The organism is Paenibacillus sp. Z3-2 (genome assembly GCF_054161325.1).
The window spans coordinates 2,136,573-2,161,282 of sequence record NZ_CP096397.1 but is presented as its reverse complement, the minus strand read 5'-3'; the positions used below and the strand labels follow the sequence as shown (position 1 = coordinate 2,161,282).

Genomic DNA, 24,710 nt, shown 5'->3' with positions numbered 1-24,710 from the left:
TCCTCCTCTGGATGCGCTTTCGCTTAGCCTTTGACAGCTCCTGCTGTCATGCCTTTCATAACCTGTTCCTGGAATATAAGATACAGAATAATGGTTGGAATGACCGACAGGGTCATGGCAGCAAGCGTTAATCCGTAATCCGTCTGATATCCATCCGCAAAGTTCGCAATCGCCAGCGGTAACGTTTTCAATCCGGTTTTGTTGATGAACACAAGCGCAAATGAAAAGTCATTCCACGCATGCAGGAAACTCAGGATCGTCACCGTGGACAACGCAGGGACGGACATCGGCAGCATAATTCGGGTAAACAGTCCCCACAGACCTGTTCCATCAATAAAAGCCGCCTCTTCAATGTCACGTGGAACACTTGTCAGATAAGCTGTAAGCACGAAAATAGCCGTAGGCAATGCAAAGGCCGTGTACGGTAAGATTAATGCCCAGTACGTATTCAGGAATGACATTTGTTTCATCAGAATGAATAAAGGGACAAGTGTACTATGAATCGGAATGAGCATGCCTACGACAAAGAAGGTCATGATTAACCCTTTCCAGCGAAACTGGAAGCGGGCCAGGATGAATGAAGCCAGCGCTGCAATAAACAGCGTCAGAATTAATGATCCGACCGATACAATGAGTGAATTGCCAAAAGCGGTCCCCAGCTTGGAGCTTTCCCATGCATTGCTGAAATTGGCTACGTTCCAGTTTTCCGGCAGACCGAAAGGCCTGCTATAGAAATCTTCATTCGTTTTGAACGCACTAATTACGAGCCAGTAGAACGGATACAATGTTAAAATACCATAGACCGTCAGCAGCGTCCAAACAATTCCGCTGCGAAGACGTCGAATCGGATGACCCGAGCCACTTCGTGGTGATGGCATGGATACAGGTGTCACGCGCATTATAGCTCCCCCTCTCTAATGGTTCTCTTTTCGTTTGCGACTGGTTACCCACTGGCTTGTTCCGATCAGAAGTAACGAGATCAGTACGATGGTCGTCGAGATGGCACTTCCGAAGCCATAACGGTATGTGGTAAAAGTGGAATTGTACATATACGTAGCGAGTAGTTCTGTGGCATGTGCCGGACCACCCTTGGTCATGATGTAGACCAGATCGAATGATTTGAGGCTACCCGAAATACATAGAATGATGGCAACCTGAACTGTTCCCCAGATCATGGGCAAAGAGACCGATACCAGCTTCCGGATTCCTGAAGCACCGTCTATTTTGGCAGCATCGTGAATCTCGCCGGGAATATTTTGCAGCGCCGAGATGAATATAATCAGATACAACCCGACAAAGCTCCACAGTAGCGGCGGTACCAATGAGAAAATTGCAATCTTGTCATCGGACAGCCATTGCAGCTTCCAACTCTCCAGCCCCAGTGCATCCAGTAGAAAGTTCAATATCCCGATCTGTGGATGATAGATATACTGCCAAATCATTCCGATAACAACAGTGGATAACACCATCGGCAGAAATACCGCTGAACGGAGAAACCGCTGCAATGGATTGCTTTTGTGTAATATGACCGCCAACATCAGCGCTAACGGAATTTGTCCAAATACAGATGCCAGCACGAAGATAACGTTGTTTTTCAGTGCCCGCCAAAATACAGGATCATGCCAGATCTCAATGTAATTATCCACACCAATATATTTGGATGCCCCAATGCCAGACCAGTTAAAGAAACCATAGTACGCTGACCACACGACCGGTACAAATACAAACAATGCATAAATGATGACTGCCGGGGCCAGCCCCAGCATAATAAAACGCCGACTTCGCAGTGCGTTCATCTGTTCACTTCCCCTCCTTGAATGCCTTTCCCAACTTGCAACTGACTATCTCAGCCATACTTAAAACCCCTCCCCTGCCGGGAAGGGGTTCTAACGGATAACCAGCTAGTATGTGATGTGATGAGTTCATTGGTTCTTCATCGTCAAGCTGTACGATCGCAATCGCTGTCTAGTTTGAAGAATCGTTACTGACTAACGGCATTGGCTTGAGCCGCCTGAATCTTAGCTGCAATGTCTTCGGCCTTGCCGCCCATAAGCAATTCTTGCAACGCATTATTAATAACCTCAACCGTTGCCGATCCCAACTTGGAATCGTATACTGGCGTGATCTTCACTTCCTGCATCAGATCATATAATTCAACGAACAATGGATGCGCCTTGGTTTTGTCCAGATCAATTTTGTAACTCACCAATGTACTGCTATCCAATGTGGCCTTCTGACCGTCAGGTCCTGCCAGTGCGTAGAACAATTCCATCGCTGCCTCTTTTTGGGCACCGCTCAGCTTCTTACTTACACCCAACCCGGTTCCCACAACACCGGATGTTGTTCTTGGTTCACCCTGACCTCCGTCCACTGGAGGAAGAATTGTAATATGCGTGTTGTTCAATACCTCTTCAGGTGCATTGTTCACCAGATTTGCCAAGGCCCATCCACCGTTCATGACCATCGCTGCCTTACCTTGGAAATATAGCTGCATCATCTGCGTCTCATCGATACTGTTGAATCCATCCTGGAATGCTTTGGTGTTGCCTAGCTCCTGCATCTTGTTCAGGGCTTCAATAAATTGTGGATCGGTAAAGCTTGCACCCTCTTGTGCTGCCGCTTTCAGGAACCAGTCTGTACCGGTAATCCGGTCAGCCAGTGTACTGAATATCGTTGATTGAGCTACCCAGTTGGCCTTGTTGCCAAGTGCCATGGGAATGACTTTATTTTGATTAAAAGTAGCAATTGCCTGTTCCAATTCCGCCCACGTCTCAGGCACTTTCACGTTGTACTGTTTGAAAAGAGCCTCATTGTAATAAATGAAGGAACTTGGCGCCAGATTCATGGGCACGGAGTAGATATTTCCGTCCACGGTGTATCCATCCAGTGCATTCGGGATAAAGTTGTCTTTCCACTCCGGCTTCGCGTCCAGCTCTGCATTAATGGGCTGTAACAGGTCACCTTTCACAAATTCCTTGGTCATGGCATCCGGCCACATCACGAATAGGTCTGGCATCTCGTTGGCAGCTGCCACCGTGCGAAGCCGGGTTTTGAGACCATCTGTTGGCAAGCCTTCATCCACAACTTCAATATCTGGATGCGCCGCACGGAAATCTTCAATAATTTGGCGCATCGCAACCGCCTTCGCATCCTGTCCGGTCCAGTTGTGCCAGAGTGTGACGGTTACTTTGTCATTGCCGCTGCCTCCTTCTGAAGTGTCCCCGCTAGCACAGCCAGCAAGAATAATGGAGAACATCGCTATTGCCAGGAAACCCGAAAGCCATTTTTTCAACATCTCTATATTCCCCCTCGGCGATTTGAATACACTTATTGTAAATGGTAACGCTATCATACCGTAAGGTGACGATCCACGGATGCAGGGGTGAAAAATATCGGTTACCCTCTTCCGAGCCGTACTTTGCTGAACCATTGTTAACAACATATAAAAAGAGCTCTCATTATGAGAGCTCTTTCTTGTACCCGCCACTGGTAGCTTAACCCAAGCTATATATTAGGAATGAATAAGTGCTAAATCTTATTACATATGGATTGAGTATTATTTGATACTGTTTTTCACCAGTTCTGCAAAAGCTTCCGATCCTTCCGTAGTGAGATGAACACCATCTTTTTCAAAATATTCATCATGTCCTTCACTTGCACTATTCCAGTCAATCAACGAGACATTGCTATAGCTGGATGCTGCCTCATTCAATGCCCTGTTAACCGTTCGTTCCCATGGGCGAGGTACACGCACAGTAACCAGATATACCTGATCCTCATCCTTTAGGTAATCAAGCACAGCATTCAAGTTTTTGGAGTTAAATGAACCATTCGTCCCAAGCTCCAGCACCACTTTGCTGCCCATTTGGTTGTTTCGCTTCAAGCCTTCCAATACATCGGCTGCTTGCCACATCTGACGGCCGACATGTCCGTCCACGTACACTCCTGATATACTTTGTTCCAGATACGGTTTGGCATCCAAAATTACCGAATCTCCAATGATGGAATAATGAATCTTACCATCTTGGGCAGGAGGCGCTGTTTCTTCATTTTCCTGAGATGCATCAGGTGTATCATCCGTAACATCGGATGATTTCGCTTCAGCGTCGCCCGCAGCATCATTCTCGGAGGTCACGGAGTCATCAGCCGGCTTATCTTCAGACTGATCATCCTTGCGAGTATCCACTGAAGTATCCTGATCGCCTGGTATGGAGTCTGGGGCAGATTCTCCTGTCGACTTCTCATTTTTATCCGGCTCATGCTTGGGGCCAGGTTCCGGTTGATGACGATGAGAATCGTTCGTTTGACCAGAGCCTGACGTTGCTGTTGTAGCTGGCACAACATCCTGTCCCTGTTCCTCCGCTACGGAATTCTCTCCATTCAATATATTGGACATCGACACTGCATGGGAGTCCGAATTTGCTGCATGCGAGACCATCATCTGAGATACCGTATAGGTTAGAAGCAGAATCGTCATCAATAGACCCGCCCGCTTCCACCATACGTTTCGTATGCTGATTGATGCTCGTCCTCTTCCCCATAACCGGGACCAAGAATCACGGAATCCATTGTACCGAATCGGATTTTCAATATATTTAAGGGACAATGAAGCGAGTACAACCGTTGCAGCAACCTGTAAAATAATTCGCACAGGATGCGCTCCTCCCGTATCCACCGCGGGACTGGTTAGTATAATAACGGGATAATGCCACAGATATAATCCATAGGATCGCTCTCCGATCCAGCGTAGTGGCTTCGCTCCAATGATGCGGGCCAGGGAAGACGAGGGATGCGCTAGCACCGCTACCAGCAACGTCGTTGCAATGGCCTGAAGCACCATTCCTCCTTGATACAGAAACGGATCATATTCACTGCTATTCAGCATCATATAGATCAACCATGCAAGTGCAGCGAGTCCTGACACGTCGAGCACAAGTCGGTTCATGCCAGGCAGAGAGTTCGACAGCTTGCGACTAGGCCACACCACAGCAAGAGCAGCACCTGCTAACAGGGCAAATGCCCGCGTGTCTGTTCCATAATATACACGGCTCGGGTCCAGATCGGGATTATACATGATCGCCATTGCCCCAGCAGACAATTCAGCTGCAACGACAATGAACACGACCAGCCATCCCTTTCTCTTAAACACTACGATTGCTGCGATCAGCAGAAGAGGCCATATGAGATAAAATTGCTCTTCCACAGCCAGCGACCAGAAATGTCCAAACGGTGATGGCGGGCCAAAACTTTCGAAATAGGAAACGTTGTGAAAGATATACCACCAATTACTTATGTATAATACGCCCGATACGATATCGCCACGAAGCGCAGCAAGTCGGGATGGATCTGTGCAGACCAGCCAGATCATCACTACAGCTGTCATGGTCAACATGCCTGGAAGCAGCCGTCTTACCCGCCTTACCCAGAAATCACCGAGTGATATCCGTCCATGTTCCTGCCACTGTGACACGAGAATATCTGTAATTAAGTATCCTGAGAGAACAAAGAACATACCTACACCGAGCAGTCCGCCCGGAATAAAATCCAAATTCAGATGATATGCGATTACCGCAAGTACAGCGATGGCTCGCAAGCCATCCAGTCCGTTCATATGTCGCTTGTTATTAGATAATTGTGACATGCATGCCCCTCCTTGTTACTGTGAGTCAACAACATCGGTGTTTGGGGCAAAAAGGAACTCCTGATCGTTCTGGTTGTCATTAACATACGTATTGCACCTTCCATCTTTCATCTACAACATAAGAAAAGCTTCTGATCGAAGCACGATCCGATGATGCTACATTCTTGGGTTATTTTATTTTTAATGAAGACATACTGCCTTAAGTTCTAATCATTACGATATTCTTTATATTCATCGCGGGTTCACGTTTAGCATTATACGCCCAAAATAAGCCTCATCATTTACAGGAATAGTTACTAACCATTAAACCGATGTAACCTTTCCTGCCAGCTCATACAGCTGTAAAATCATACTCTAGTTTTGTCGTTAAATATAGTACTTTTCATCGAGTGGCTAAAATTACCTGACCCGCTTGCGCAAACCGGCATACCCACGCACACGTCCATTGAAACAATTGAATTCGTAGCAAAAGGCTGCCGACTTGCACAGCAGCCACTATCCATTATAAACCTATGTCATACCGGATTGAAAGTTTTGCTCATAATTGCTTCTTCTTGCCTAGGACCATAGAGGTGGAACAATGAGTCTCATGTTATAATGAGATGATCAATGTCTAAAAATACGATACTGGGAATGTGATAGGATATGGTTAAATCAGTGAAATACACCTCCTAGATGAAGGAATCATTCAAATTTAGGAGGTTATAATGATATGTTTAATTCAATTGTGTTAGATCAGTGGGACCGAAAACCATACTTCGAGCATTATTTGCATCAGGTCAGATGTACCTACAGTGTAACTGCCAATCTGGATATCACTCTATTGATTGCTGAACTTAAGCTTAAGGGCATGAAGTCCTATCCAGCTCTTATTCATATGATCTCTACGGTCGTCAATGCACACAGGGAATTCCGAACCTGTTTTGATGCTGAGGGAAGATTGGGCTACTGGGACGAGATGTCTCCGAGCTATACCATATTTCACGAGGATGACAAGAGTTTCTCAACGATGTGGACAGCGTTCCATGAAGATTTCAAAACGTTCCATAGTCGTTATCACGCAGATATGGATCAATACAAAAACAATAAACAGTTTGCCGCCAAACCCAATGAACCACAGAATACGTTTCCGGTTTCCAGTATTCCCTGGGTGAACTTTACAGGATTTAATCTGAACATCTACAATGAGGGAACCTACCTGTTGCCCATTTTCACAATGGGGAAATATGTTCAACAAGAAGATAAAATCTATCTTCCCTTATCCGTTCAGCTACATCACGCCGTGTGTGACGGCTATCACTCTGGCGTTCTATTTAACGAATTGCAAGTACTTGCAGATCGCTGCCATGAATGGTGTTAGTTAACTAAATGACGAAAAGGCATTCCTGACTTCATGATGGAGTCACGGAATGCCTTTTCTCTTTCATTTTTTCAAATACGATTTAATTGCACTTACTGTACCCACAGTTACTGCATGTTTTGCATCCTTCCACATTCATCAGAGATGCCGAGCCGCATGAAGGACATAAATCTCTCGATTCGCTAAAAGTTTTCTGATCCTCCACTTTTGGATATGCGCTCTCCATTTGGTTCTGTTCTTCTAATGTTCCAGTTTCGTTCTCCTGCACATTGCTCTGTATATGACTTTCCAATGCTTTGGCAACCGCATCTGCAATGGACTCCACACGATTGGCTCCAAATCCAATTGCTCCCGAACCGCCGATTCCCTTAAGATGTTTAATCAGAAGTTGAACCTTGTGGCCATGATCTCCGTATCGCAGGAACAGGGAGCATACCCGACCGAGTGCCTCAGCCATGGCGAACACATCCGATCCCGCTTTGCCCACGTTCAAAAAGATCTCACCTGGTGTTCCCTCCAGATCATTGATTGTGATGTAGGCCATACCGAATGGCGTATTGATTTTGTATGTCGCACCTCGCAGTACCTGCGGACGGCTTCTATATTGTTTGTCGAGCACTGTAGCAGAGGAATGGCTTTCTTCAGGCGTTCCAACACCTGCCTGCACTTCCGCATTATTCGTCAATTCACTAACCGATACATCAGGAGGTGTCTCCAAGATAGTATTTGATGCGGAGTCTACATGTTCGGACTTGGCACTTTCCTTTTTCGAAGTGGACAACACCTGCACATCCCTGCTACCATCGCGGTATATCGTTACTCCCTTGCAGCCCAGGTCGAAGGCCAGTTCGTACAGCTCAGCCGTATCCTCCACCGTAAAATCTGCCGGACAATTGGCCGTCTTCGAGATCGAACTATCGACCCATTGCTGAATTGCAGCCTGCACCCGGATGTGATTCTCAGCTGACAGATCCATCGCAGTCACATAATAGTCCGGCAAAGCTTCACCCGGATGCTCATCAAGCCAATCTTGTGCAATCGGTACGAACTGTTCATCATAACCCAGACGGCTTTGACGGAAATACTTGAAGGCGAAATACGGCTCAATGCCTGTCGAGGTGCCCACCATCGTACCTGTACTTCCCGTCGGCGCCTGTGTAATGAGTGTGACATTTCGAATACCCTGTTTACGAATGGCTTCTCCCACTTCAGGGTAGGTCGCAACCATGTTTTTCATGAATCCACTCTGTAAATAAGGTTCAGCTTCAAAAGCCGGGAAAGCCCCCTTCTCTGCTGCAATCTCTGCCGATGCCAGATAGGCCTCTTTTGCCATGAATCCATACAGTTTATCCAGAAATTCAAGGGATTCCGGGCTGCCATATCGAATACGTAGCTTGATCATGAGCTCTGCCAGTCCCATCGTGCCAAGTCCAACTCGGCGTTCACGTTGTTGATTCAGTCTGTTTTCCTCAAAATGATAAGGTGTTGCATCGATGACATTGTCCAAAAACCTCGCCGAGATGCGAGTGGTTTCCGCCAGTTCGTCCCATGCCACATCATGATTCGTTTCATCGTAGAATTTGGACAGATTGATCGCTGACAGATTACATACACCCCAGCCAGGCAAGCCCTGTTCTCCGCAGTTATGAGCAACAACTCCACCAGCGATCAGGGAGTGAGTCACAGGCTCAGTTATGTCATATACAGTAACTTTCTCTCCCTTTTCTATTGTTTTTACTTTCGACATAAACTTTTCCGATTTTCTAGAAGGTCTGGCGATTCGTTCTAAAGCATGCTGTTTTCTTGTTACATATTTAAACCCAATCTTCTCTTTAAACGAGAGTAAGTTGTTCCCTGACACGACCAATTCATAGAAGCCATTACTTGAATATGTTCTGTGATTTCCATCTTTTGTTATATATTTAAACATGGCTTGTGATGACTTTGGACGTGCGTAAATAGAGCTGTTGATTCCATAGTTCAGCAAAAGTAGCTGAACGCCTTGTAATAATTTCTTGGAAGATGAAGTCAATCTTGCAGTACGATGCATCTCATCTCTTTCGTATACAGTACCATCAGCACTAAATAAAGCCTGTAAAAAAGCCGTAATGGTTTTTTTAGATGAAGTAAATATCATTTCTGGAACTTCCTTCTCAGGTCCCTTAACTGCCTTCACACCTAATCTTACAATTTCTTCACTCAGCTTTTTGCGCCACCAATACACTTCTTTTGTTCCATTCGTTCTTTGATATACTTTTGCTCTTACGCCTGATATCTTTTCTCCAGCATCAATCAACCGTGGAATAACTTCCTCATCCTCTGCACCAAAAACCATACCAACCTCACCACGCTTAGAGACCCAGCCATCTCCAGTTAACCATCCCAGGAAAAGTCCCCATTCCTCTCCTAGCTGATCTTCCTTGGCAAAAGCTCCTTCGGCTGATTGGATATAAATATAGTCTTCCGAGGTCAAGTCTTTAGCTTGTTTCCAACCAGAATTAGTATATAACTGATGATCGGATGTCACGCTAATTTCCAATCCATTTTGTAGGTGAACTGTCAACGTCTCTTTTATTCCGGTTGGATAAACGCGTGCTGTTCTCATATGCAATCCTGGAATTTCATATGATCTGCCACCTACAATCTTTGCCTGCTCAACAAGACGATGATCTGTTCCAACTAGAAATGATTTGCCTGCTGTCTGATTATATAGGTCTTCTATTGTTATAAGGCCGTATTCAGTTGTAATTCTGGTCTTTGGATGAAAACACGGATTAGTACAAATGATCGGATTGAAGTACCAGCTATTGGACATCTGGTTATAATACTCCATGAATACAACACCGGGCTCTGCCGACTTCCATGCTGATTCAATAATGGTATGCCAGATTTCACGCGCCTTCAGCGTACGATAGTGCACCACCGAATGACCTGCGGCTTTCCACTGCTGCATATCCCCATTCCACTCAGTGTCATAGTCCGGATCGTTCGTATCGGGGAAAACCAGATCCCAATCTCCGTCCTGCTTGACAGCCTCCATAAATGCGTTGCTCACACATACAGAGAGATTGGCATTCGTCACCTGCCCCATGGTTTGTTTTACGGTAATAAAATCAAGCACATCCGGATGCCAGTCATTCATCATCAGCATGAGTGCACCCCTGCGACTTCCGCCCTGTTCAATCAATCCGGTCGTATAACTGAACAAGCCACCCCAGGATACAGAACCGCTGGATGATCCATTAACACCTTTGACCACCGCCTGGCGAGGACGTAAAGAGGACAGATTAATACCTACACCTCCCCCGCGTGCCATAATTTCGGTCATCTCGGTCAGGGTTCTCATGATGCCACCTCGACTATCCTGCGGAGACGGAATGACATAACAATTGAAGAGAGTCAGCTCATCGCTTGCACCCGCACCCGCAGCAATGCGGCCACCGGGCACTAATTTCCAGTCTTCCAACACGGAGCGGAACTTGGACTCCCACGTTGCCTGCTGATCCGCTGTGGATTCGATAGAAGCCATTGCTTTGGCAAGACGGTCCCACATCTCTTCCGGTGTTTTTTCTATATTGAGTGTCAATTTCTCTACGTTCGTCTCGATGATCTCTCCACTTCGAGTCCTTACTTGTACAAGCTGACCCTGACGTTCTATAATTTCGCCCACTTCCTTGGTTGGGAACTTGGGATCATCCTTCGTTAATACCAATACAACATCCCCGACCTTGGCATGATTCGAGTCTGCGTCCTTCCAAGCGTATCGGTCCAGAAATATTTTTTCGCTAAGTCCTTCTAATTTGTAAGATCGTTGGCTCGTTTTCATCGTCACGTTCAACCTCCCGGAATAACAGCTACATGGTTCACTATACGAATAAAATATGATTGAATACTACATATAGTGATATAATTTAAGTATAATACACCATATATTGATTTTCCATGCGACTTTTATCACAGACCTGCTTTACAGACTCCCCTGCTCGGACAAGCTTCTTCACACACCCTCATACGCACGCATACGACATCTGTGAATTTTTCGGGACAGAAAAAAACTGGGGATAACAGCGATTGGAAGGTTGTTCTGTCATCGTAGTGTCCATGTAAATAAACTGTAGTTCAACTTATACAGTTATGAACTGCCTCTCATTCGTCCATACTATTACCTACGAATAGAACGTCATCACGTATGGCAGGGGAGGAAGCACCATGAACCGGAAAAACCCGCACCGCACGAATCAACCTGTAGCCGAACTGCCCGTTCCGTTGGAATTCGATCGGAGCTGGATTAGTCAATTGGAATCACGACTGGATAAAGGAGGTCCTTGGGGGGATTACAGACTCTTCCAACTTGGCATTCAGGCCGAAGAAACCAACCTGATTCCCAATTTTGACGAGATCCAATGTTTGAAGCATCTACAAGGCCTTACTCCACTCCCTCACCAGATGGACACTGCACGCAGAGTATTATTTGAAATGTCAGGCCGGGCCATTCTCGCCGACGAGGTGGGGCTTGGCAAAACCATTGAAGCCGGTCTCATTCTGAAAGAATATATGGTTCGAGGTCTCGTATCCAAGGTGCTTATTCTCGTGCCTGCCTCACTTGTGTTGCAATGGGTACGAGAGTTGAATTCAAAATTTGGCATCCCTGCTATTGCCCAGAAAAAGGCTTATTCCTGGCAGAATGAAGTGGTTGTTGCTTCCATGGATACAGCCAAACGTGACCCGCATAAAGATATGCTGCTGAATACCGATTACGACATGATCATTATTGATGAGGCCCATAAGCTCAAAAACAAGAAAACAACCAACTATCAATTCATGTTGAAATTGCGCAAAAAGTATTGTCTACTGCTTACAGCTACACCTGTGCAGAACGATATGAGTGAGCTGTTCAATCTGATCAACTTGCTGAAGCCCGGTCAACTGGGTCGGCAGGGTGATTTTGCAGCCAACTTTGTCGTCGACAAACGTGTTCCGAAAAATCAGGAACAGCTCAAAAACGAACTATCCAAAGTCATGATCCGAAATCGACGCGGCGAAGGCCCCGTTCAATTTACCAAACGGAACGTCTCTAACGTGAATCTGCAACTATCGCCCGAAGAACAGGCGTTATACGATGGCGTGACTTCCTTTGTTAAGGACCAATACCAGGAAGCTGGCGGCAACCTGAGCAGCATGCTCTCCCTTGTCACATTGCAACGTGAAGTGTGCAGCAGTCGGGATGCTGTATTCGTAACACTCGTTAATCTGTCGAAGAAACTTCCGCTGGACTCTCCCCTTCGGGACAAGATATGGGAACTCGTGGCCCATATTAAAGCGATCAAGGAGAATACCAAAGCCGAGAAAACGATGGAACTGGTGCGGAACATGAATGAAAAAGTAATTATCTTCACCGAGTACCGGGCAACGCAGGAGTATCTGCTGAACTATTTCCGCAACAACGGGCTTACGGCTGTCCCCTATCGGGGTGGCATGAATCGGGGCAAAAAAGACTGGATGATGGATCTCTTCCGCGGGCGTGTGCAGGCCATGATTGCAACCGAAGCGGGTGGCGAGGGCATTAATCTGCAATTTTGTCACCATATGATTAACTTCGACCTGCCCTGGAACCCTATGCGGGTGGAGCAGCGGATTGGTCGGGTACATCGGCTGGGACAGCAGAATGACGTGAACATTTTCAACCTGTCCACAACCGGAACCATCGAGGAACACATTCTGAATCTGCTGCATGAGAAGATTAATATGTTCGAGATGGTGATCGGCGGACTGGATGTCATTCTGGAACGACTGGAGAAGAAAGAATCTATTGAGAAAAGTTTGTACAAAATCATGCTGGAATCACAAAATGAAGAAGATATTCGTCGCAAAATGGATTCTCTTGGACAATCGCTGAACTCCATTCAGCGTGAGGTTGCAGATGAAGTGCCTCCCTTGTCCAGCTTGGATCTTCGTAAAGGAGGTAGCTGACCGATGACCATGTCTCCCCATGAAGTGCAAGCTTATGTTCTCACCTACCTGGAAGCACTCGATTGTCAGATCATGGAGCGATCTCCTGCCCATGTGACGGTCAAACTCTCGCCTGAGGCGGACAAAGCGTTGACGAACCGGCCCTATTATTGGGGGTTTGTGGAGCGAACTGGCGCGCCCGCTGAGACGATGTCTTTTACATTTATATTCGATCCCGACAGCTATCAACAAGCCATGGAAGCCGCAGAAGCCAAAGCTGCACAGGCTGCACCTCAGGTTGCACCTGATTCTGCCGGAACCAATGGTATCACTAACGGGAGTCCCCAAGGTGAGCCACCGAAAGAAACCATTCTGGGCCGATACTTCGGCATTACTCCATCCATGCCACTGCTGGGACCCGGACGAATATTGCGTGAGGATGTCGTGTACGGAAGCCGCAGATTACAACAGATTTTTGGCGCAGCCCGTGAAGGCGGTGCCTTCGTGAACCTGTTTGAACAGGCAGCCAAAAGGCAATTACGTGCTACAACACCAGCCGTATATGAGCCTTGGCTCGGTGTCTGTTTCAAGGTGGAATTTGCCTGTGACTTGAAACGGGAGGAACTGCATTTTCTTGGCATCTCCCTTCGTTCGGGTGAAATTATAGAGAAGTTCGGGACCAAGCTGAATCGACGCGATCTCAGTCCGAGACTCGCGGAGAACATGCATGTGCAGGCAGCTAAAGTTTCGTTATCCGATGCCGGAGCTGCTTTGGAATCTCATCTGACGAACCGCTTGCTGGAACTTGATTATAGCTGGGCAGAGAAAGCCCAAGAGCGACTTGATCTGGAGCTGGACGTGTTGGACACATACTATGAAGCTGTACTTCGGGAGGATACGCCTGAGGTAGAATCAACGGACAACTTGGCATCAGGCACGGAGAATGTCCAATCTAATCGCACGTCACCTGTACCATTGAAGCCACTTATTGGTATAACTAACGCTGAACCCATTGGAGCCGATGTAGAACTGGCGGCAGAGGCCACAGTACAGGTCGAATCCGAGACAGATGCCGAGGAAGAGAAAGCAAAACAGGCGGTAATGGACCGCGAGGCCATGAAACTGCAATACGAGACACGCCGAACGGAGATGATCTGGCAATATGAGCCTAAAGTGAAAGTAACTGCCATTAGTAGCGGCATGTTTCACTTGAGATAGACGAAGACACTACTTTTCCTGCAAATGCTGGCAAAAGTAGTGTTTATTCATGATCAGCCGCCCGACAGGTTGCAGCATTCTTTGCATAGCCTGTCCCCTAGAATGAAATTAGAACCGATTAGGTAACGGATACTTGGAAAGAAGGTGTTTAATTGAAACAATTCCTTCATTTAAGGTGGAATAGTGTTCGAAGAACAACATGCATGACCTTGGGCTTGCTCAGTTGTGTTGCCCTGTTCTCCTTCTCGTCGATTGCAAATGCAGAAGATAAGGCACTCTCTTCACCAACGCTTGCACGATCAACAGAGTATAGTTCTGAAACTCATACAGCTCAGAATAATAAGTTAGCTCCCGTTGCAGTACAGCAGTTTGCACAGCAACAAGCAGCTGCACTCGGCACAGCTAACGCCGAATCCAATTGGAAGAACGCCGATCTGGACTTCTACCCTCTTGGCCCTGGCACACATAGCTGGCTCGTACAAGCTGCATTTGAAGGAAAACACATCGGATATATGATTATTACAGCCACAGAACAGGGACAGATGAAGCTTAGTGAATATGGTCAAGGAGAACAGTCACCGTACAACAGTGAACTTCTTGGACAAGCATTGAATAGACAACTTGTGAATCTTGATGCGTTACTTGCTAGCGGGGGAGAGCTTCATGCTCGTTATGCTCTTCCTCTGCTGGCGTACTGGAAATTGGATCGACCTAATCAACCTGCACTTTATATTGATGCTACGAACGGAGATTTACTACCATCGGAGTTCTTGAGTCGACTGGAGGCTAACTCCAACCAGATCTCAGGCAACATAACTGATTTATCCACTACTTCACCTTTATCAGTTGATCCCCTTCATCTGCGACCAGCCTTCAATCCGGCGGACAATCTGTTGTGGATAACATCCAAGCCAGTTGCTGCCAATCGGGCAAAAGATGTGATAAAACACGGGGAGAATCAAGAGATTGTCTTCTCAGCGGATAATCGTAACGTCGTATACGGCGGACCTCTCCCGGTTAGCGGTTATCAACTATGGCATACAGATCAGGAAGAAGAGTCCATTCTGTATGTAGCGCTAGGCGGAAAACCATCTATTCAACGCTTTGTCCCATTAAGCACATTGCAACAAGATGGTCAATTTTACATTGCGAAGCCTTGACCACAACAAATAAGACGCCTTCCCATGTTTTAAAAGGGATTGCGTCTTTTGGTTTTATATTAGCGGTATTAGGTTAACGGTAGTCACCCTTGCCCGAAGAACTTTGTTTATGAGACTCTGTGTCCAAATTTTTTTCCTTTTTTCCTACCCACAGGGATACAGCGAATGGAATCATACCGAACCATTTTATTGACCAAGGCTCTTTCTTTTTGGCGCGACTTTTCCGCTCATCCTTCGGTGTATCGATATAATGAACTACTCGCTGCGTAATGTATTTTACCAATTCATCACTTTTGGCCATAACCTCTGCCCCCTTTGCTCCTGCACATTCGCGGAGCTTACGATAGTTCTAGTGTGTGCAAGATGTGCCGTAGTTAAACATTTTTTTTGAAAGGCGTATGAAAACCCTCAGAATGCACAGTCTAATGCCAAAGGTATCCATACAGTCATTAATCTGCATCCCGATACCTATTTCATGAAGGAGTGTGTATTCCCATGTATAAGCTGCTGACCGCTTCGTTAGCCCTGCTGTTCAGCTTCCAGTTCCTCCCCATCCTGCCACAGATCGCTCATGGAAAAGCAGCCTATCTTGATTTTTCCATATCTCAAAGTTCAGATCATTCCACTCCGTCTCAGAACAGTCCATCCATGCTGCCATTGACCGATGGAGATGCTTATCGCTCAAGTCATCATGCCTTTGCGGCACCTGTCATCCTGCTCGACGTGGGCCATGGCGGTGTTGACGGTGGTACATCAGCCCAAGGTGTGCTGGAGAAAGATATTAACCTCGCCATTAGCCAAAAGGTGTATCTCCTGCTTCGTAGCAAAGGTTACGCCGTCATCATTAACCGACTTGGTGATTATGCACTTAGTGATGAGAACCGCTGGCTGAACAGCCGCTCCCGTCATACCAGAGATCTTGCCCAACGTAAAAGCCTCAGCGAAGAAGTGAGTACTGATATCGTAGTCAGCATCCATGCGAACTGGAGTCCAAGATCCGCTACACACGGTCCAGTGGTACTGCACCAGAAGGAGGGCAGGAGCTATCTGCTGGCCCAATCCATTCAGGATGCGATGAACGAGTTGTGCGGTACTGAGCGTGGAGTTGTGTGGGGCAGGCCCTTCTATATGTTGAATTACGTGAAGCAACCTGCTGTCATCGTCGAAACCGGCTTTTTGAGCAATGCCGAAGATCGAGCCAGAATGAGTGATCCAACGGAGCAAAAACGAATCGCCCAATCCATCGCTAATGGCATTATTTATTACCTGTCGGTAGTGTAGGGGCAGCATGCCAGTTCCACACTTCGCGCACCAGATCACCGATACCTACAAACTCAATCTGACCCTGAAAACGAGAGATCGATTCACGAACCACAGCCGATGTGTTCAACCCCGTATGGCCGACATGACCAATGACGACACATATCTTCTTGTCAATCGCACGTTGAGCTGCCAGATCCATTTGCTTGCGAATGTGCTGCTTTGAGTTTTGATCATCCAGGAAAATGTCATTACCTACAGGTGGCATATTTTTGGATATCGCGAGTTCACCCACTACGGAGCGAAAATTCGTACGGCTGTCCACAAAGAAGAGGCCTCGTTCCTTGCATACGTCGAGCACAATCGACATGATGCGTTTATCGGAAGTGATTTTGGAGCCCATATGATTGTTCATTCCAATCGCGTGGGGCACATCATCTATCGCTTTCTCTACGCGTTCGCGGACTTCTTCATCCGTAAGATTGGATGTGATTGCACCCGGGCCCAGCCACTCAGGTTTTCCTTTCTTGGGTTCCATGGGCATGTGCACAATCACATCCATTCCCTTCTCATGTGCTGCAATCGCATCTTTCTTCGTTGTTGGCAGAAAAGGCATTACGGCTACCGTCAGTTTGACTGGCATCGCCAGAATCTCATCCGTTCCCTTCATGTCGTTACCTACATCATCGATGATAATTGCCATTCGCTTCAGCGTACCCTTTGAATTGATGTCGGTCATCGCTGCTGTGGCCAAGTCCGCGCGGCTCAGTGAACAAACCAAAACAAAAATTCCAAGAATCCCTATAACCATCATTCTGAACATAATGATTCTGGATTCCCGATTGGATTTCAATCCTTTTCTCACCGTTCTCAAAATTAAACCCCTCCTTTTATCCGTGTCCTCATTGTTTCATAATGTAGGCATGAATATGTACGTGGAAGGTAAATGATACAGCGGTAAAAAATTGATTTACACTAATCCACCAGAATACGTTGAGGCATTACTGTGAAATCAAGGCATTAAAAAAGGCCTGTATATTGCTCCAAGAGCAACATACAAGCCTTTTCTTCTGATGCGGTCGAGAGGACTCGAACCTCCACGGGGGTTAGCCCACACGGACCTGAACCGTGCGCGTCTGCCAATTCCGCCACGACCGCATATTATATCTCCGTAAGAAATCTCGGCGACAAGAAATAATATATCATGTGTAATCTATCATGTCAACACTGAAAATAATAACAAGTAAAGCCCGAGTCAGACGTCCATGTCTGATTCGGGCTTTACTTACAGTTACAAGGAGTTAACGCTATGAAACCTGAGGCTCGTCACTCATTACAGCTTGGAAGGCCAGTTGCCATACCATGCATAACCGCCTCTTCTTTCTTTATCAATATCACTTAATTTGTATCTAACTACCCCGTCGCGACCAATAAAGATCGGTTTATCCGTTCCCACTTCGTAGAAGCGAGCCCAGATCGGTGCAGCTTTGGAATCAGCGATAATTTTGCTGTCTCCGTTCGCTCTTTCATACTTGTAACCCGTAATCTTCACTTTGTTAAACCACGCCTCGGCTCCTTTAATGGATGCCGTAATTTTGGCGTTAGCAGGTCTGGTTTTCAGGAATTTAACAATCGTTACACTCTCTGCAGCCGTCAGCGATGGTACTTCATAGATTCTTGCGCTTGCCGGTTTAAGGGAACTGGAATCATGTTGTTGTCCCCATGCTGTCAGCTTACCGCCTGAAACGACCTGTGTATTCAGAATCGCTTCTACACCTTTAGCAACTGAGTTCTTACTGCGATTGGCAAGGGCACTGTCGATAAACGAGAAGTCACCTTTACGCGTTGCTACTTCATCCAGCATGTACATGACGTTAATCATGGCATCATCATTATAAGTGATGTGTTTGTGATATCCGGAGCTTTGGTACACTTGCGGCCATCCACCGTTTGAATACTGCATATTAATCAAAAAATTGATTCCTTTAATTGCAGCCGCTGAGTAGCGCGGATCATTCGTCTTTTTGAATTCCTTCGCCAATCTTCTAATCTCTGAGTATGTAGCCTTGTTGTCAATCGTGGACTTCGCCCATTCTCCACTGGTTTGTTTATAATCCTTTCTCCAACCTCCATCTGGCAGCTGGTTCTTCAAAACATCGGAAATACTTGCTGTTGTACCTGATGCATCGGCAGCAGATACCGTTGCTACAGGGAGAAAAGCCATTCCAACGGCTGAGAATACCATGGTACATGCTAGAACAAAAGTAACTATTTTTTTTGCTTTCAAAGATAACACTCTCCTAAGTTCGTTTTAATAAATCTCCCACTTCTACCTAACTTAAGATTCGAACCCCAAACCTCCTTTATTTGAATTCATCGCACAATAAAATCAAATTCCATCCAATATGTGGATTGGATAAAACGATAATATGCAAAAAATCGATTTTTGTCAATATATGCAACTTAATCAATATAATCTCTTTAATTCTACATAACGGAATAGTTCTTTTAACTCATGACAAACTTATTTATTTGTCCAAAATCACCTTCAACGAATCAATAGTGACGTTTTTGTCATGAATGATACCCAAACTTGATCCCCTCTTTCATATAAAAACCGTAATTCCGATAACATTGGGGTAAAATGAAGGGTTTTAAATGGGTTTGACAATTACGCATTTATGCAATATAGTTTCAAATAGTTACAAAAACTTAATTATTAATTGCCGAGTTTCATGTTTGAAAACGGGGGAACCAATTTGGGTGAATTATTCTTATACATAGGAAATATAGGGAACCTTCTACCGAACCCTTAGCTAACTCCGTAGGCATCGAAGGGAGAACATTTATTTTGAAAAAACTGATTATCTCCATTTTTGGAGCAGCTGTACTATTTACATCCGGAGCAACAAGCACAGAGGCAAGCAGTATTAACTCCGTAGTGAACAACATGACAGGCATACCTTACAAGTGGGGTGGCACAACGCTGGCTGGCTTTGACTGTTCCGGGTTTATGAGATATCTTTTCAACAAATACAGCATTGTATTGCCACGTACTTCGCAGCAGCAAGCCAAAGCAGGTACTCCGGTATCCAAAAGTAACATTCGCACAGGTGATCTGGTGTTCTTCAATACGATGGGCAAAGGCATTTCACATACAGGTGTATATATCGGCGGCGGACAATTCGCTCATGCTTCCAGCAGTAAAGGTGTAAGCATCACCAAGTTGTCCAATCCTTATTTTAATGATCGTTACGTAACAGCACGTCGGGTAACTGGACAGTTTATGTATGATAAAATGTTAGGGAAAATGTAATTCACACACAAAAAGGCACCGGATTTTAAACCGATGCCTTTTTGTGTACTTAAAAATGTGCATTGTATTGCTAACTAATGCAACGCCTTCTGCACTCGCATTGCGCCTTGAGACAGAGCATGTCCGCCACCGACAGCTCCAGCCACCGCAACGGTCTCCATGATCTCCTGATCTGTAGCACCCTTCGCACGAGCTTCTTCCACATGATAGAAGGTACATACCTCATTGTTAGCAAATAGTCCAATTCCGAGCGCAATGAGCTGTTTCGTCTTCGCATCAATCACGCCAGGCTGAAAACATTCTCCGGTAAACTCATGATACGACTTCACCACACCTGGCAGCACGTCGCTTAATGCTCCAATCTGATCCTTGTAGGCATGAACTTTATCATTCATCAATGTCATTTGCAGCACATCCTCTCGGCTATAGTTACAGATTTCCTCACTGTACCTATCTTCTCACCCGAGTGAGTCATTTATGCCAAGAAATCATGGTAATTGCAAACAATTAAACGTTCATGTTCTAGCCAAATTATACGGTTACTCACTAAGTAAACTTTGGCGCGGCTCGCTGAACAACTGATATCGGTAATTGCGATCCAGCTTAACAACACGTCGATTCCGACGACGGATAAGTACCTGCTCACCATCCCAGGCAACCACAATCCCGGTTACATCGTTAGTTTCCAGCTCGTCCCTCACTACTCTTACTTTCTCACCTGACAGACGCAGAGCGTCCAGTTCTGTATCACTGATCATGTTCATGGCTCCTATATTCCAAATTTATTTACAAAAAGAGACCTAAAATGAAATGTCATTTAGGTCTCACGTGACTGTATTGGACTGTCATGTCATTCGAAATTATGTCCCGACTGAAAGTTACCGCTGCGCGTGCTCTTTGCTGTCGTTCTTCTCGAACCAAAAATCAAGCACTTTGGCGGACATCACACGTTCTTCAAGGTACTCCACTTGATGCGGTGTAAATTGTTCTTTCCAAGAGAAGGACAACTCTTCGCACAAGCCTACAATCGTCAGTAATTCTGACCAGGCAACATAGCGTTTGTACCAGAAAAATTGAGGATGTTCAATCATATAGGGATAAAGGTCATCGAATTCCGTATGTTTACAATCCAGGGCACGTTCAAAATGAACTTTCGATTCCGCCAGCTTATCAATAAAAAATTGTTCTGTTGCCGGTTGGTTCCCCATGGTGTTGCCTCCTCTCCCTAACATAACCCCATTATAAATGAAATCCGCGGTCATGCAAAGGCATAGTTCTAAAAATAGGCCCTATTCCTTTAAAATGTCACATTTCGTTATCGTCAAATTGTACCGTTCCATCGTTCAGGGAACGAATGCGTACCAAGGCTTCCACCGGAATTCCCTGTTCACGAATCGTGCGGGCCCCCGCCTGAAAACATTTCTCGACCACAACGCCGAATCCGACGAGTTCCGCACCGGAACGTTCAATAATTTTGATCACTCCACGAGCGGCATCTCCATTAGCAATGATATCATCAATGAACAAAATGCGGTCATTCTCATGAATGAACTCGCGGGAAACCATTATGTCCGTTACGATTCCTTTGGTAAAGGACGGTACGCGTTCACAGTAAGCATCAGGATCAGCCAGAAGCGTTTTTTTACGACGAGCGAATACGAGCGGTACCCCAAGTTCATGGGCTGCGGCAAAAGCAACCGGAATTCCTGAGGACTCTACCGTGATTACCCGAGTCACTCCACTTTCACGAAAACGGGCAGCAAACTCCCGTCCCATCTCCATTGTTAGTGCAGGATCAATCTGGTGGTTCAACAGACCATCCAGCTTCAACACCTGGTCCGAGATGACAACACCTTCTTGTAAAATTCGTTGTTTCAATACTTCCATGATTTGACCTCCCAAGCCTATCCTATGAGGTAAAAGTATCATATATCTATCTATAAGTTCAAGCGAAATTGCCAGGGTGCTGTCCTTAAGGTACTATTCAAGCCAGAGCTTGCTATCCATTTGTCATGACTTTCGTGGGTCAAGCATACCTTGTACCATGGCACCCGCATGTCCAAACTATTTAGGGGCCTGAGAGGGGAAACACATGAAACAGGCATTTCGGGTGCTGCAGATCGCATTTACATACATTGGAACGGTGGTCGGAGCCGGCTTTGCAACAGGGCAGGAAATTTTGCAGTTTTTTACCCAGTATGGCAAATGGGCCACCATCACCATAGGCTTATCCACCATGCTCTTTGTCTGGTTAGGTACCAAAATGATGCTCATTGCTCACGATACCGGTTCCCGCTCTTATGAGGATTTGAACAAACATTTATTTGGCCACAAAGCGGGCAAATGGATCACATGGGTGACCCTTCTCATTCTCATCGGCGTGAACAGTGTCATGCTTGCCGGAGCAGGTTCCGTTTTTGTTGAACATCTGGGTTTGCATTATCAGACCGGTCTGATCGTCACACTTGTAGGTTCATATCTGCTTCTCGGTCGTGGCATTCAGGCTATTCTTCAGATGAATAGCATCGTCGTGCCCATGATGCTCCTGTTATCTCTGCTCATGATAACTAGCACCCTGCATCATCCAGGTGCATCCCGATTCATAACGCTGACGACAGACTCAAGCCCTTTTCAGGTGTGGCTGTCTCCACTGCTGTATACTTCGTTTAATCTGGTGTTGGCCCAGGCCGTTCTAGTACCCTTGGGTAACCAGATTCGCAGTCGGAATGTCCTCAAATGGGGCGGAGTACTCGGCGGAATTGGTGTAGGTTTCATGTTGATGGCAGCTCACTTCGCCATGTCAGCGCAGATGCCAGGCATCATTCAATTCGAAATTCCGATGGGCAGCATAGCCTTTCATCTTGGATGGGCAGTGCAATCTGTATATGTATCCCTTATTTTCATGGAAATATTTAGTACATTTGTAGCAGACATCTATGGAATGACTCTGCAACTCAGACAACACATACGAGTGCATCCCCGTTTCATTACATTAACCATTATGCTGTTATGTTACTCACTCAGTCAGTTTGGATTCAGTTCCCTGCTATCTATCCTTTACCCTATCTTTGGAAGTATGGCAGTGATCTGGGCTGCCAAATTAGTGCTAAACCGTTGGGGCACCTTTCGTGAGCGAAACAATACATAAACTTCACAGTCATATATATCATTATGTTGATAAATATCCAATTGCTTGATGACCCTAGGTCACTCGCGTACTCTCCTTGAGGATAACAAAAGCCGCTGTTTCGCACAGCGGCTTGCACTTCTTTGCTCTCTTTTTCTAGGCTTGACTGGGAAACTGCAAGTACATTTTTTTCAGCTCATTCACCGACCTGCCGAGAGAGTAATGTGTTTTAGCTTTTTCACACGCCGAACGGGCAAGTTCATAACGGTAAGCCGGGTCCAGCATTACCTTTTCGAGCGCTTCAGCCAGCGCAGAAGGATCTTCTGCGGGTACAAGCAACCCATTGCTACCATTCTCGATCTGTTCGGGTATACCACCTACATCCGTGCCGACAAGAGCCAGGCAACTCAGAGCCGCTTCTGCAAAGACAGAACCAAATGCTTCTGCCCGTGAAGGCAATACAAAAATATCGAAGAATGGCATGAATTCCTCAGGGTGAAGTGTATAACCATAGAAAATGGTCTCATTATAAATGCCCAACCGCTGCGCTAATTCTTCCAGGTCAGGACGAATCGGCCCGTCTCCAATAATATGTAACACATAATCATGACCTCGGCCCTTCAGTTCTGCACAAGCCTTGAAAAGAATATCCAATCCTTTCGCTGGAACAAGCCGACATACCGTGACCAGCTGTGGTATTGCATTATCATGGGGAATTGGCTTAAACCGCTTCTCATCGAATCCATTGGGGATCACTCCAATGACATCAGGGTCCTTCACGTAGGGGGCCAGATAACGACGGAACGAATCCGAGACCGTTAAGAGGCGTTCTGCCTGATGCTCCAGCTCACCGTATATCGCAAGCAGAAATCGATGCTCTGGCCCATCCGTTTCAATACGTCCATTCAGAATTAATTCGCGTTCATAACTGGAGTGAATCGTCTGGATGAGGGGTGTATCCGGGAAAACCGTTTTCATTGCAAGTCCCGCAATCGGGTGGTGAGCATGAATCAGATCATAGGGCTTCTGAATACGCAGTTTGGTCCACCATAGGTAATCACGATAGGTTTGAATATATTTTTGGACAACAGGACTGTCCTGATATTCGGTCCAATCGAATGTTTCGAACTGAACCTCCTCTCTGCCCTTGTTGCGAATACGTTTCGGCAACGAGAACAGATCCATTTCCCACCTCGGGGTTGTAAATCTCTCCTGCATATACGGAATCATAGAGGATACACCTCCGGGCTGCTCCGGAGGAAAGAAAAGCGCCTGCAGCAATTTCACCGTTAGTTTCCCCCTTTCTAGCTTACGTTCTTTCAATGCATATACATTCATGATATATCAGAACATATGTTCAGTAAAGATGAAAAATGAGAATCCCTCTCAATTATTCATCCTTGAATGGATGCACATCTTCTTTCTTGTCTGCGTATTGCTCTACTGTCCATTATGACATAGGGGAGCCAGAACATCTATATTACATTAGACGCCGCAAGCCTCCAGTGAAGATGACTTGTTTGCACTGCTCTTCTTATTCAGGTTAAACTGACCCAGCTAGTTGTTCACCAAGTCGTATATACAACATATTCACGAACTGTGCCCCTCAGAAGTAAAAGCCAACGATCCTTCAATCAATTTCTGATGGTTGTCACAACGCGTTCGTTAGATAGCCCAAT

The 24,710-nt window shown here is 46.0% G+C and carries 20 protein-coding genes, 1 tRNA gene and 1 riboswitch; of the genes, 7 read left to right on the top strand and 14 right to left on the bottom strand.

The window, feature by feature from the left end; translation table 11 throughout:
• Window positions 1-23: 23 nt before the first annotated feature.
• The 4 genes from M1D71_RS09740 to M1D71_RS09725 form a co-directional block, all read right to left on the bottom strand.
• The gene (locus M1D71_RS09740) at window positions 24-899 is read right to left on the bottom strand and encodes a carbohydrate ABC transporter permease (protein ID WP_458126269.1); all 876 of its coding nucleotides are present in this window, start codon (window positions 897-899) and stop codon (window positions 24-26) included.
• 15 nt (window positions 900-914) lie between these two features.
• On the bottom strand, window positions 915-1,796 hold the full coding sequence (locus M1D71_RS09735; protein ID WP_062833683.1) for a carbohydrate ABC transporter permease: 882 nt from the start codon (window positions 1,794-1,796) through the stop codon (window positions 915-917).
• A 185-nt stretch (window positions 1,797-1,981) separates the two neighbouring features.
• Entirely contained in the window at window positions 1,982-3,295 is a 1,314-nt protein-coding gene (locus M1D71_RS09730; RefSeq protein WP_458126268.1) for an extracellular solute-binding protein, read from the bottom strand.
• A gap of 261 nt (window positions 3,296-3,556) precedes the next feature.
• Window positions 3,557-5,641: an acyltransferase family protein gene (locus M1D71_RS09725; protein WP_458126267.1), complete on the bottom strand. Its 2,085-nt coding sequence runs from the start codon at window positions 5,639-5,641 to the stop codon at window positions 3,557-3,559.
• 712 nt (window positions 5,642-6,353) lie between these two features.
• Here M1D71_RS09725 and catA point away from each other — a divergent pair.
• On the top strand, window positions 6,354-7,001 hold the full coding sequence (gene catA, locus M1D71_RS09720) for a type A chloramphenicol O-acetyltransferase (RefSeq protein ID WP_458126266.1): 648 nt from the start codon (window positions 6,354-6,356) through the stop codon (window positions 6,999-7,001).
• Between the two features lie 82 nt (window positions 7,002-7,083).
• Here the strand turns inward: catA and M1D71_RS09715 are convergent, their stop codons facing one another.
• Window positions 7,084-10,827, bottom strand: coding sequence for an LAGLIDADG family homing endonuclease (locus M1D71_RS09715; protein WP_458126265.1), 3,744 nt, complete (start codon window positions 10,825-10,827; stop codon window positions 7,084-7,086).
• A gap of 383 nt (window positions 10,828-11,210) precedes the next feature.
• Between M1D71_RS09715 and M1D71_RS09710 the strand changes: the two genes are divergently transcribed.
• The 3 genes from M1D71_RS09710 to M1D71_RS09700 all read left to right on the top strand — a co-directional run bounded on the left by M1D71_RS09710 (window position 11,211) and on the right by M1D71_RS09700 (window position 15,328).
• A complete protein-coding gene (locus M1D71_RS09710) occupies window positions 11,211-12,971 on the top strand; it encodes a DEAD/DEAH box helicase (RefSeq protein ID WP_458126264.1) in 1,761 nt (586 codons plus the stop codon).
• A 3-nt stretch (window positions 12,972-12,974) separates the two neighbouring features.
• Window positions 12,975-14,168 (top strand): YqhG family protein, encoded by a 1,194-nt coding sequence (locus M1D71_RS09705; protein ID WP_458126263.1) that lies wholly within the window; start codon window positions 12,975-12,977, stop codon window positions 14,166-14,168.
• Between the two features lie 152 nt (window positions 14,169-14,320).
• Window positions 14,321-15,328 carry a hypothetical protein gene (locus M1D71_RS09700; protein WP_458126262.1) on the top strand — a complete coding sequence of 336 codons (1,008 nt, stop codon included), beginning with the start codon at window positions 14,321-14,323 and terminating at the stop codon, window positions 15,326-15,328.
• A gap of 73 nt (window positions 15,329-15,401) precedes the next feature.
• Here M1D71_RS09700 and M1D71_RS09695 read toward each other — a convergent pair whose 3' ends face one another.
• Window positions 15,402-15,629, bottom strand: a complete 228-nt coding sequence (locus M1D71_RS09695; protein ID WP_458126261.1) for a YqzE family protein — start codon at window positions 15,627-15,629, stop codon at window positions 15,402-15,404.
• A gap of 194 nt (window positions 15,630-15,823) precedes the next feature.
• Here M1D71_RS09695 and M1D71_RS09690 point away from each other — a divergent pair, with 194 nt between their 5' ends.
• The gene (locus tag M1D71_RS09690; protein ID WP_458126260.1) at window positions 15,824-16,609 is read left to right on the top strand and encodes an N-acetylmuramoyl-L-alanine amidase; all 786 of its coding nucleotides are present in this window, start codon (window positions 15,824-15,826) and stop codon (window positions 16,607-16,609) included.
• On the opposite strand, the gene M1D71_RS09685 is transcribed toward M1D71_RS09690, so the two are convergent.
• From M1D71_RS09685 to pelA, 3 genes are all read right to left on the bottom strand, one after another.
• Window positions 16,584-17,462, bottom strand: a complete 879-nt coding sequence (locus M1D71_RS09685) for a divergent polysaccharide deacetylase family protein (RefSeq protein WP_458126259.1) — start codon at window positions 17,460-17,462, stop codon at window positions 16,584-16,586. The genes M1D71_RS09690 and M1D71_RS09685 overlap by 26 nt on opposite strands.
• Window positions 17,463-17,662: 200 nt before the next feature.
• Window positions 17,663-17,746, bottom strand: a tRNA-Leu gene (locus M1D71_RS09680).
• A gap of 175 nt (window positions 17,747-17,921) precedes the next feature.
• Window positions 17,922-18,884 (bottom strand): pectate lyase, encoded by a 963-nt coding sequence (gene pelA / locus M1D71_RS09675; RefSeq protein WP_458126258.1) that lies wholly within the window; start codon window positions 18,882-18,884, stop codon window positions 17,922-17,924.
• A 418-nt stretch (window positions 18,885-19,302) separates the two neighbouring features.
• A riboswitch (cyclic di-AMP (ydaO/yuaA leader) is annotated at window positions 19,303-19,434 on the top strand.
• A gap of 5 nt (window positions 19,435-19,439) precedes the next feature.
• On the opposite strand from pelA, the gene M1D71_RS09670 reads away from it, so the two are divergent.
• On the top strand, window positions 19,440-19,904 hold the full coding sequence (locus M1D71_RS09670) for a C40 family peptidase (RefSeq protein WP_458126257.1): 465 nt from the start codon (window positions 19,440-19,442) through the stop codon (window positions 19,902-19,904).
• A 74-nt stretch (window positions 19,905-19,978) separates the two neighbouring features.
• Here M1D71_RS09670 and M1D71_RS09665 read toward each other — a convergent pair whose 3' ends face one another.
• The 4 genes from M1D71_RS09665 to M1D71_RS09650 all read right to left on the bottom strand — a co-directional run bounded on the left by M1D71_RS09665 (window position 19,979) and on the right by M1D71_RS09650 (window position 21,791).
• Complete coding sequence (locus M1D71_RS09665; RefSeq protein ID WP_017689352.1) at window positions 19,979-20,308, bottom strand: carboxymuconolactone decarboxylase family protein; 330 nt, start codon at window positions 20,306-20,308, stop codon at window positions 19,979-19,981.
• A 135-nt stretch (window positions 20,309-20,443) separates the two neighbouring features.
• The gene (locus tag M1D71_RS09660; protein ID WP_458126256.1) at window positions 20,444-20,662 is read right to left on the bottom strand and encodes a hypothetical protein; all 219 of its coding nucleotides are present in this window, start codon (window positions 20,660-20,662) and stop codon (window positions 20,444-20,446) included.
• Between the two features lie 120 nt (window positions 20,663-20,782).
• Entirely contained in the window at window positions 20,783-21,112 is a 330-nt protein-coding gene (locus tag M1D71_RS09655) for a hypothetical protein (RefSeq protein WP_024629266.1), read from the bottom strand.
• A 97-nt stretch (window positions 21,113-21,209) separates the two neighbouring features.
• Window positions 21,210-21,791 carry a xanthine phosphoribosyltransferase gene (locus M1D71_RS09650; RefSeq protein WP_145319258.1) on the bottom strand — a complete coding sequence of 194 codons (582 nt, stop codon included), beginning with the start codon at window positions 21,789-21,791 and terminating at the stop codon, window positions 21,210-21,212.
• Window positions 21,792-21,996: 205 nt separating this feature from the next.
• On the opposite strand from M1D71_RS09650, the gene M1D71_RS09645 reads away from it, so the two are divergent.
• Window positions 21,997-23,052 carry a YkvI family membrane protein gene (locus tag M1D71_RS09645; protein WP_458126255.1) on the top strand — a complete coding sequence of 352 codons (1,056 nt, stop codon included), beginning with the start codon at window positions 21,997-21,999 and terminating at the stop codon, window positions 23,050-23,052.
• Window positions 23,053-23,187: 135 nt separating this feature from the next.
• Here the strand turns inward: M1D71_RS09645 and M1D71_RS09640 are convergent, their stop codons facing one another.
• Window positions 23,188-24,318, bottom strand: a complete 1,131-nt coding sequence (locus tag M1D71_RS09640; RefSeq protein WP_458126254.1) for a glycosyltransferase family 4 protein — start codon at window positions 24,316-24,318, stop codon at window positions 23,188-23,190.
• Window positions 24,319-24,710: the final 392 nt, after the last annotated feature.

Bases quoted from the DNA above. Each gene is read 5' to 3' on its own strand.
- M1D71_RS09740 (WP_458126269.1), bottom strand. From the start codon at position 899: ATGCGCGTGACACCTGTATCCATGCCATCACCACGAAGTGGCTCGGGT.
- catA (WP_458126266.1), top strand. From the start codon at position 6,354: ATGTTTAATTCAATTGTGTTAGATCAGTGGGACCGAAAACCATACTTC.
- M1D71_RS09725 (WP_458126267.1), bottom strand. From the start codon at position 5,641: ATGTCACAATTATCTAATAACAAGCGACATATGAACGGACTGGATGGC.
- M1D71_RS09735 (WP_062833683.1), bottom strand. From the start codon at position 1,796: ATGAACGCACTGCGAAGTCGGCGTTTTATTATGCTGGGGCTGGCCCCG.
- M1D71_RS09730 (WP_458126268.1), bottom strand. From the start codon at position 3,295: ATGTTGAAAAAATGGCTTTCGGGTTTCCTGGCAATAGCGATGTTCTCC.
- M1D71_RS09655 (WP_024629266.1), bottom strand. From the start codon at position 21,112: ATGGGGAACCAACCGGCAACAGAACAATTTTTTATTGATAAGCTGGCG.
- M1D71_RS09650 (WP_145319258.1), bottom strand. From the start codon at position 21,791: ATGGAAGTATTGAAACAACGAATTTTACAAGAAGGTGTTGTCATCTCG.
- M1D71_RS09665 (WP_017689352.1), bottom strand. From the start codon at position 20,308: ATGACATTGATGAATGATAAAGTTCATGCCTACAAGGATCAGATTGGA.
- M1D71_RS09645 (WP_458126255.1), top strand. From the start codon at position 21,997: ATGAAACAGGCATTTCGGGTGCTGCAGATCGCATTTACATACATTGGA.
- M1D71_RS09660 (WP_458126256.1), bottom strand. From the start codon at position 20,662: ATGATCAGTGATACAGAACTGGACGCTCTGCGTCTGTCAGGTGAGAAA.
- M1D71_RS09710 (WP_458126264.1), top strand. From the start codon at position 11,211: ATGAACCGGAAAAACCCGCACCGCACGAATCAACCTGTAGCCGAACTG.
- M1D71_RS09715 (WP_458126265.1), bottom strand. From the start codon at position 10,827: ATGAAAACGAGCCAACGATCTTACAAATTAGAAGGACTTAGCGAAAAA.
- M1D71_RS09695 (WP_458126261.1), bottom strand. From the start codon at position 15,629: ATGGCCAAAAGTGATGAATTGGTAAAATACATTACGCAGCGAGTAGTT.
- M1D71_RS09690 (WP_458126260.1), top strand. From the start codon at position 15,824: ATGTATAAGCTGCTGACCGCTTCGTTAGCCCTGCTGTTCAGCTTCCAG.
- M1D71_RS09705 (WP_458126263.1), top strand. From the start codon at position 12,975: ATGACCATGTCTCCCCATGAAGTGCAAGCTTATGTTCTCACCTACCTG.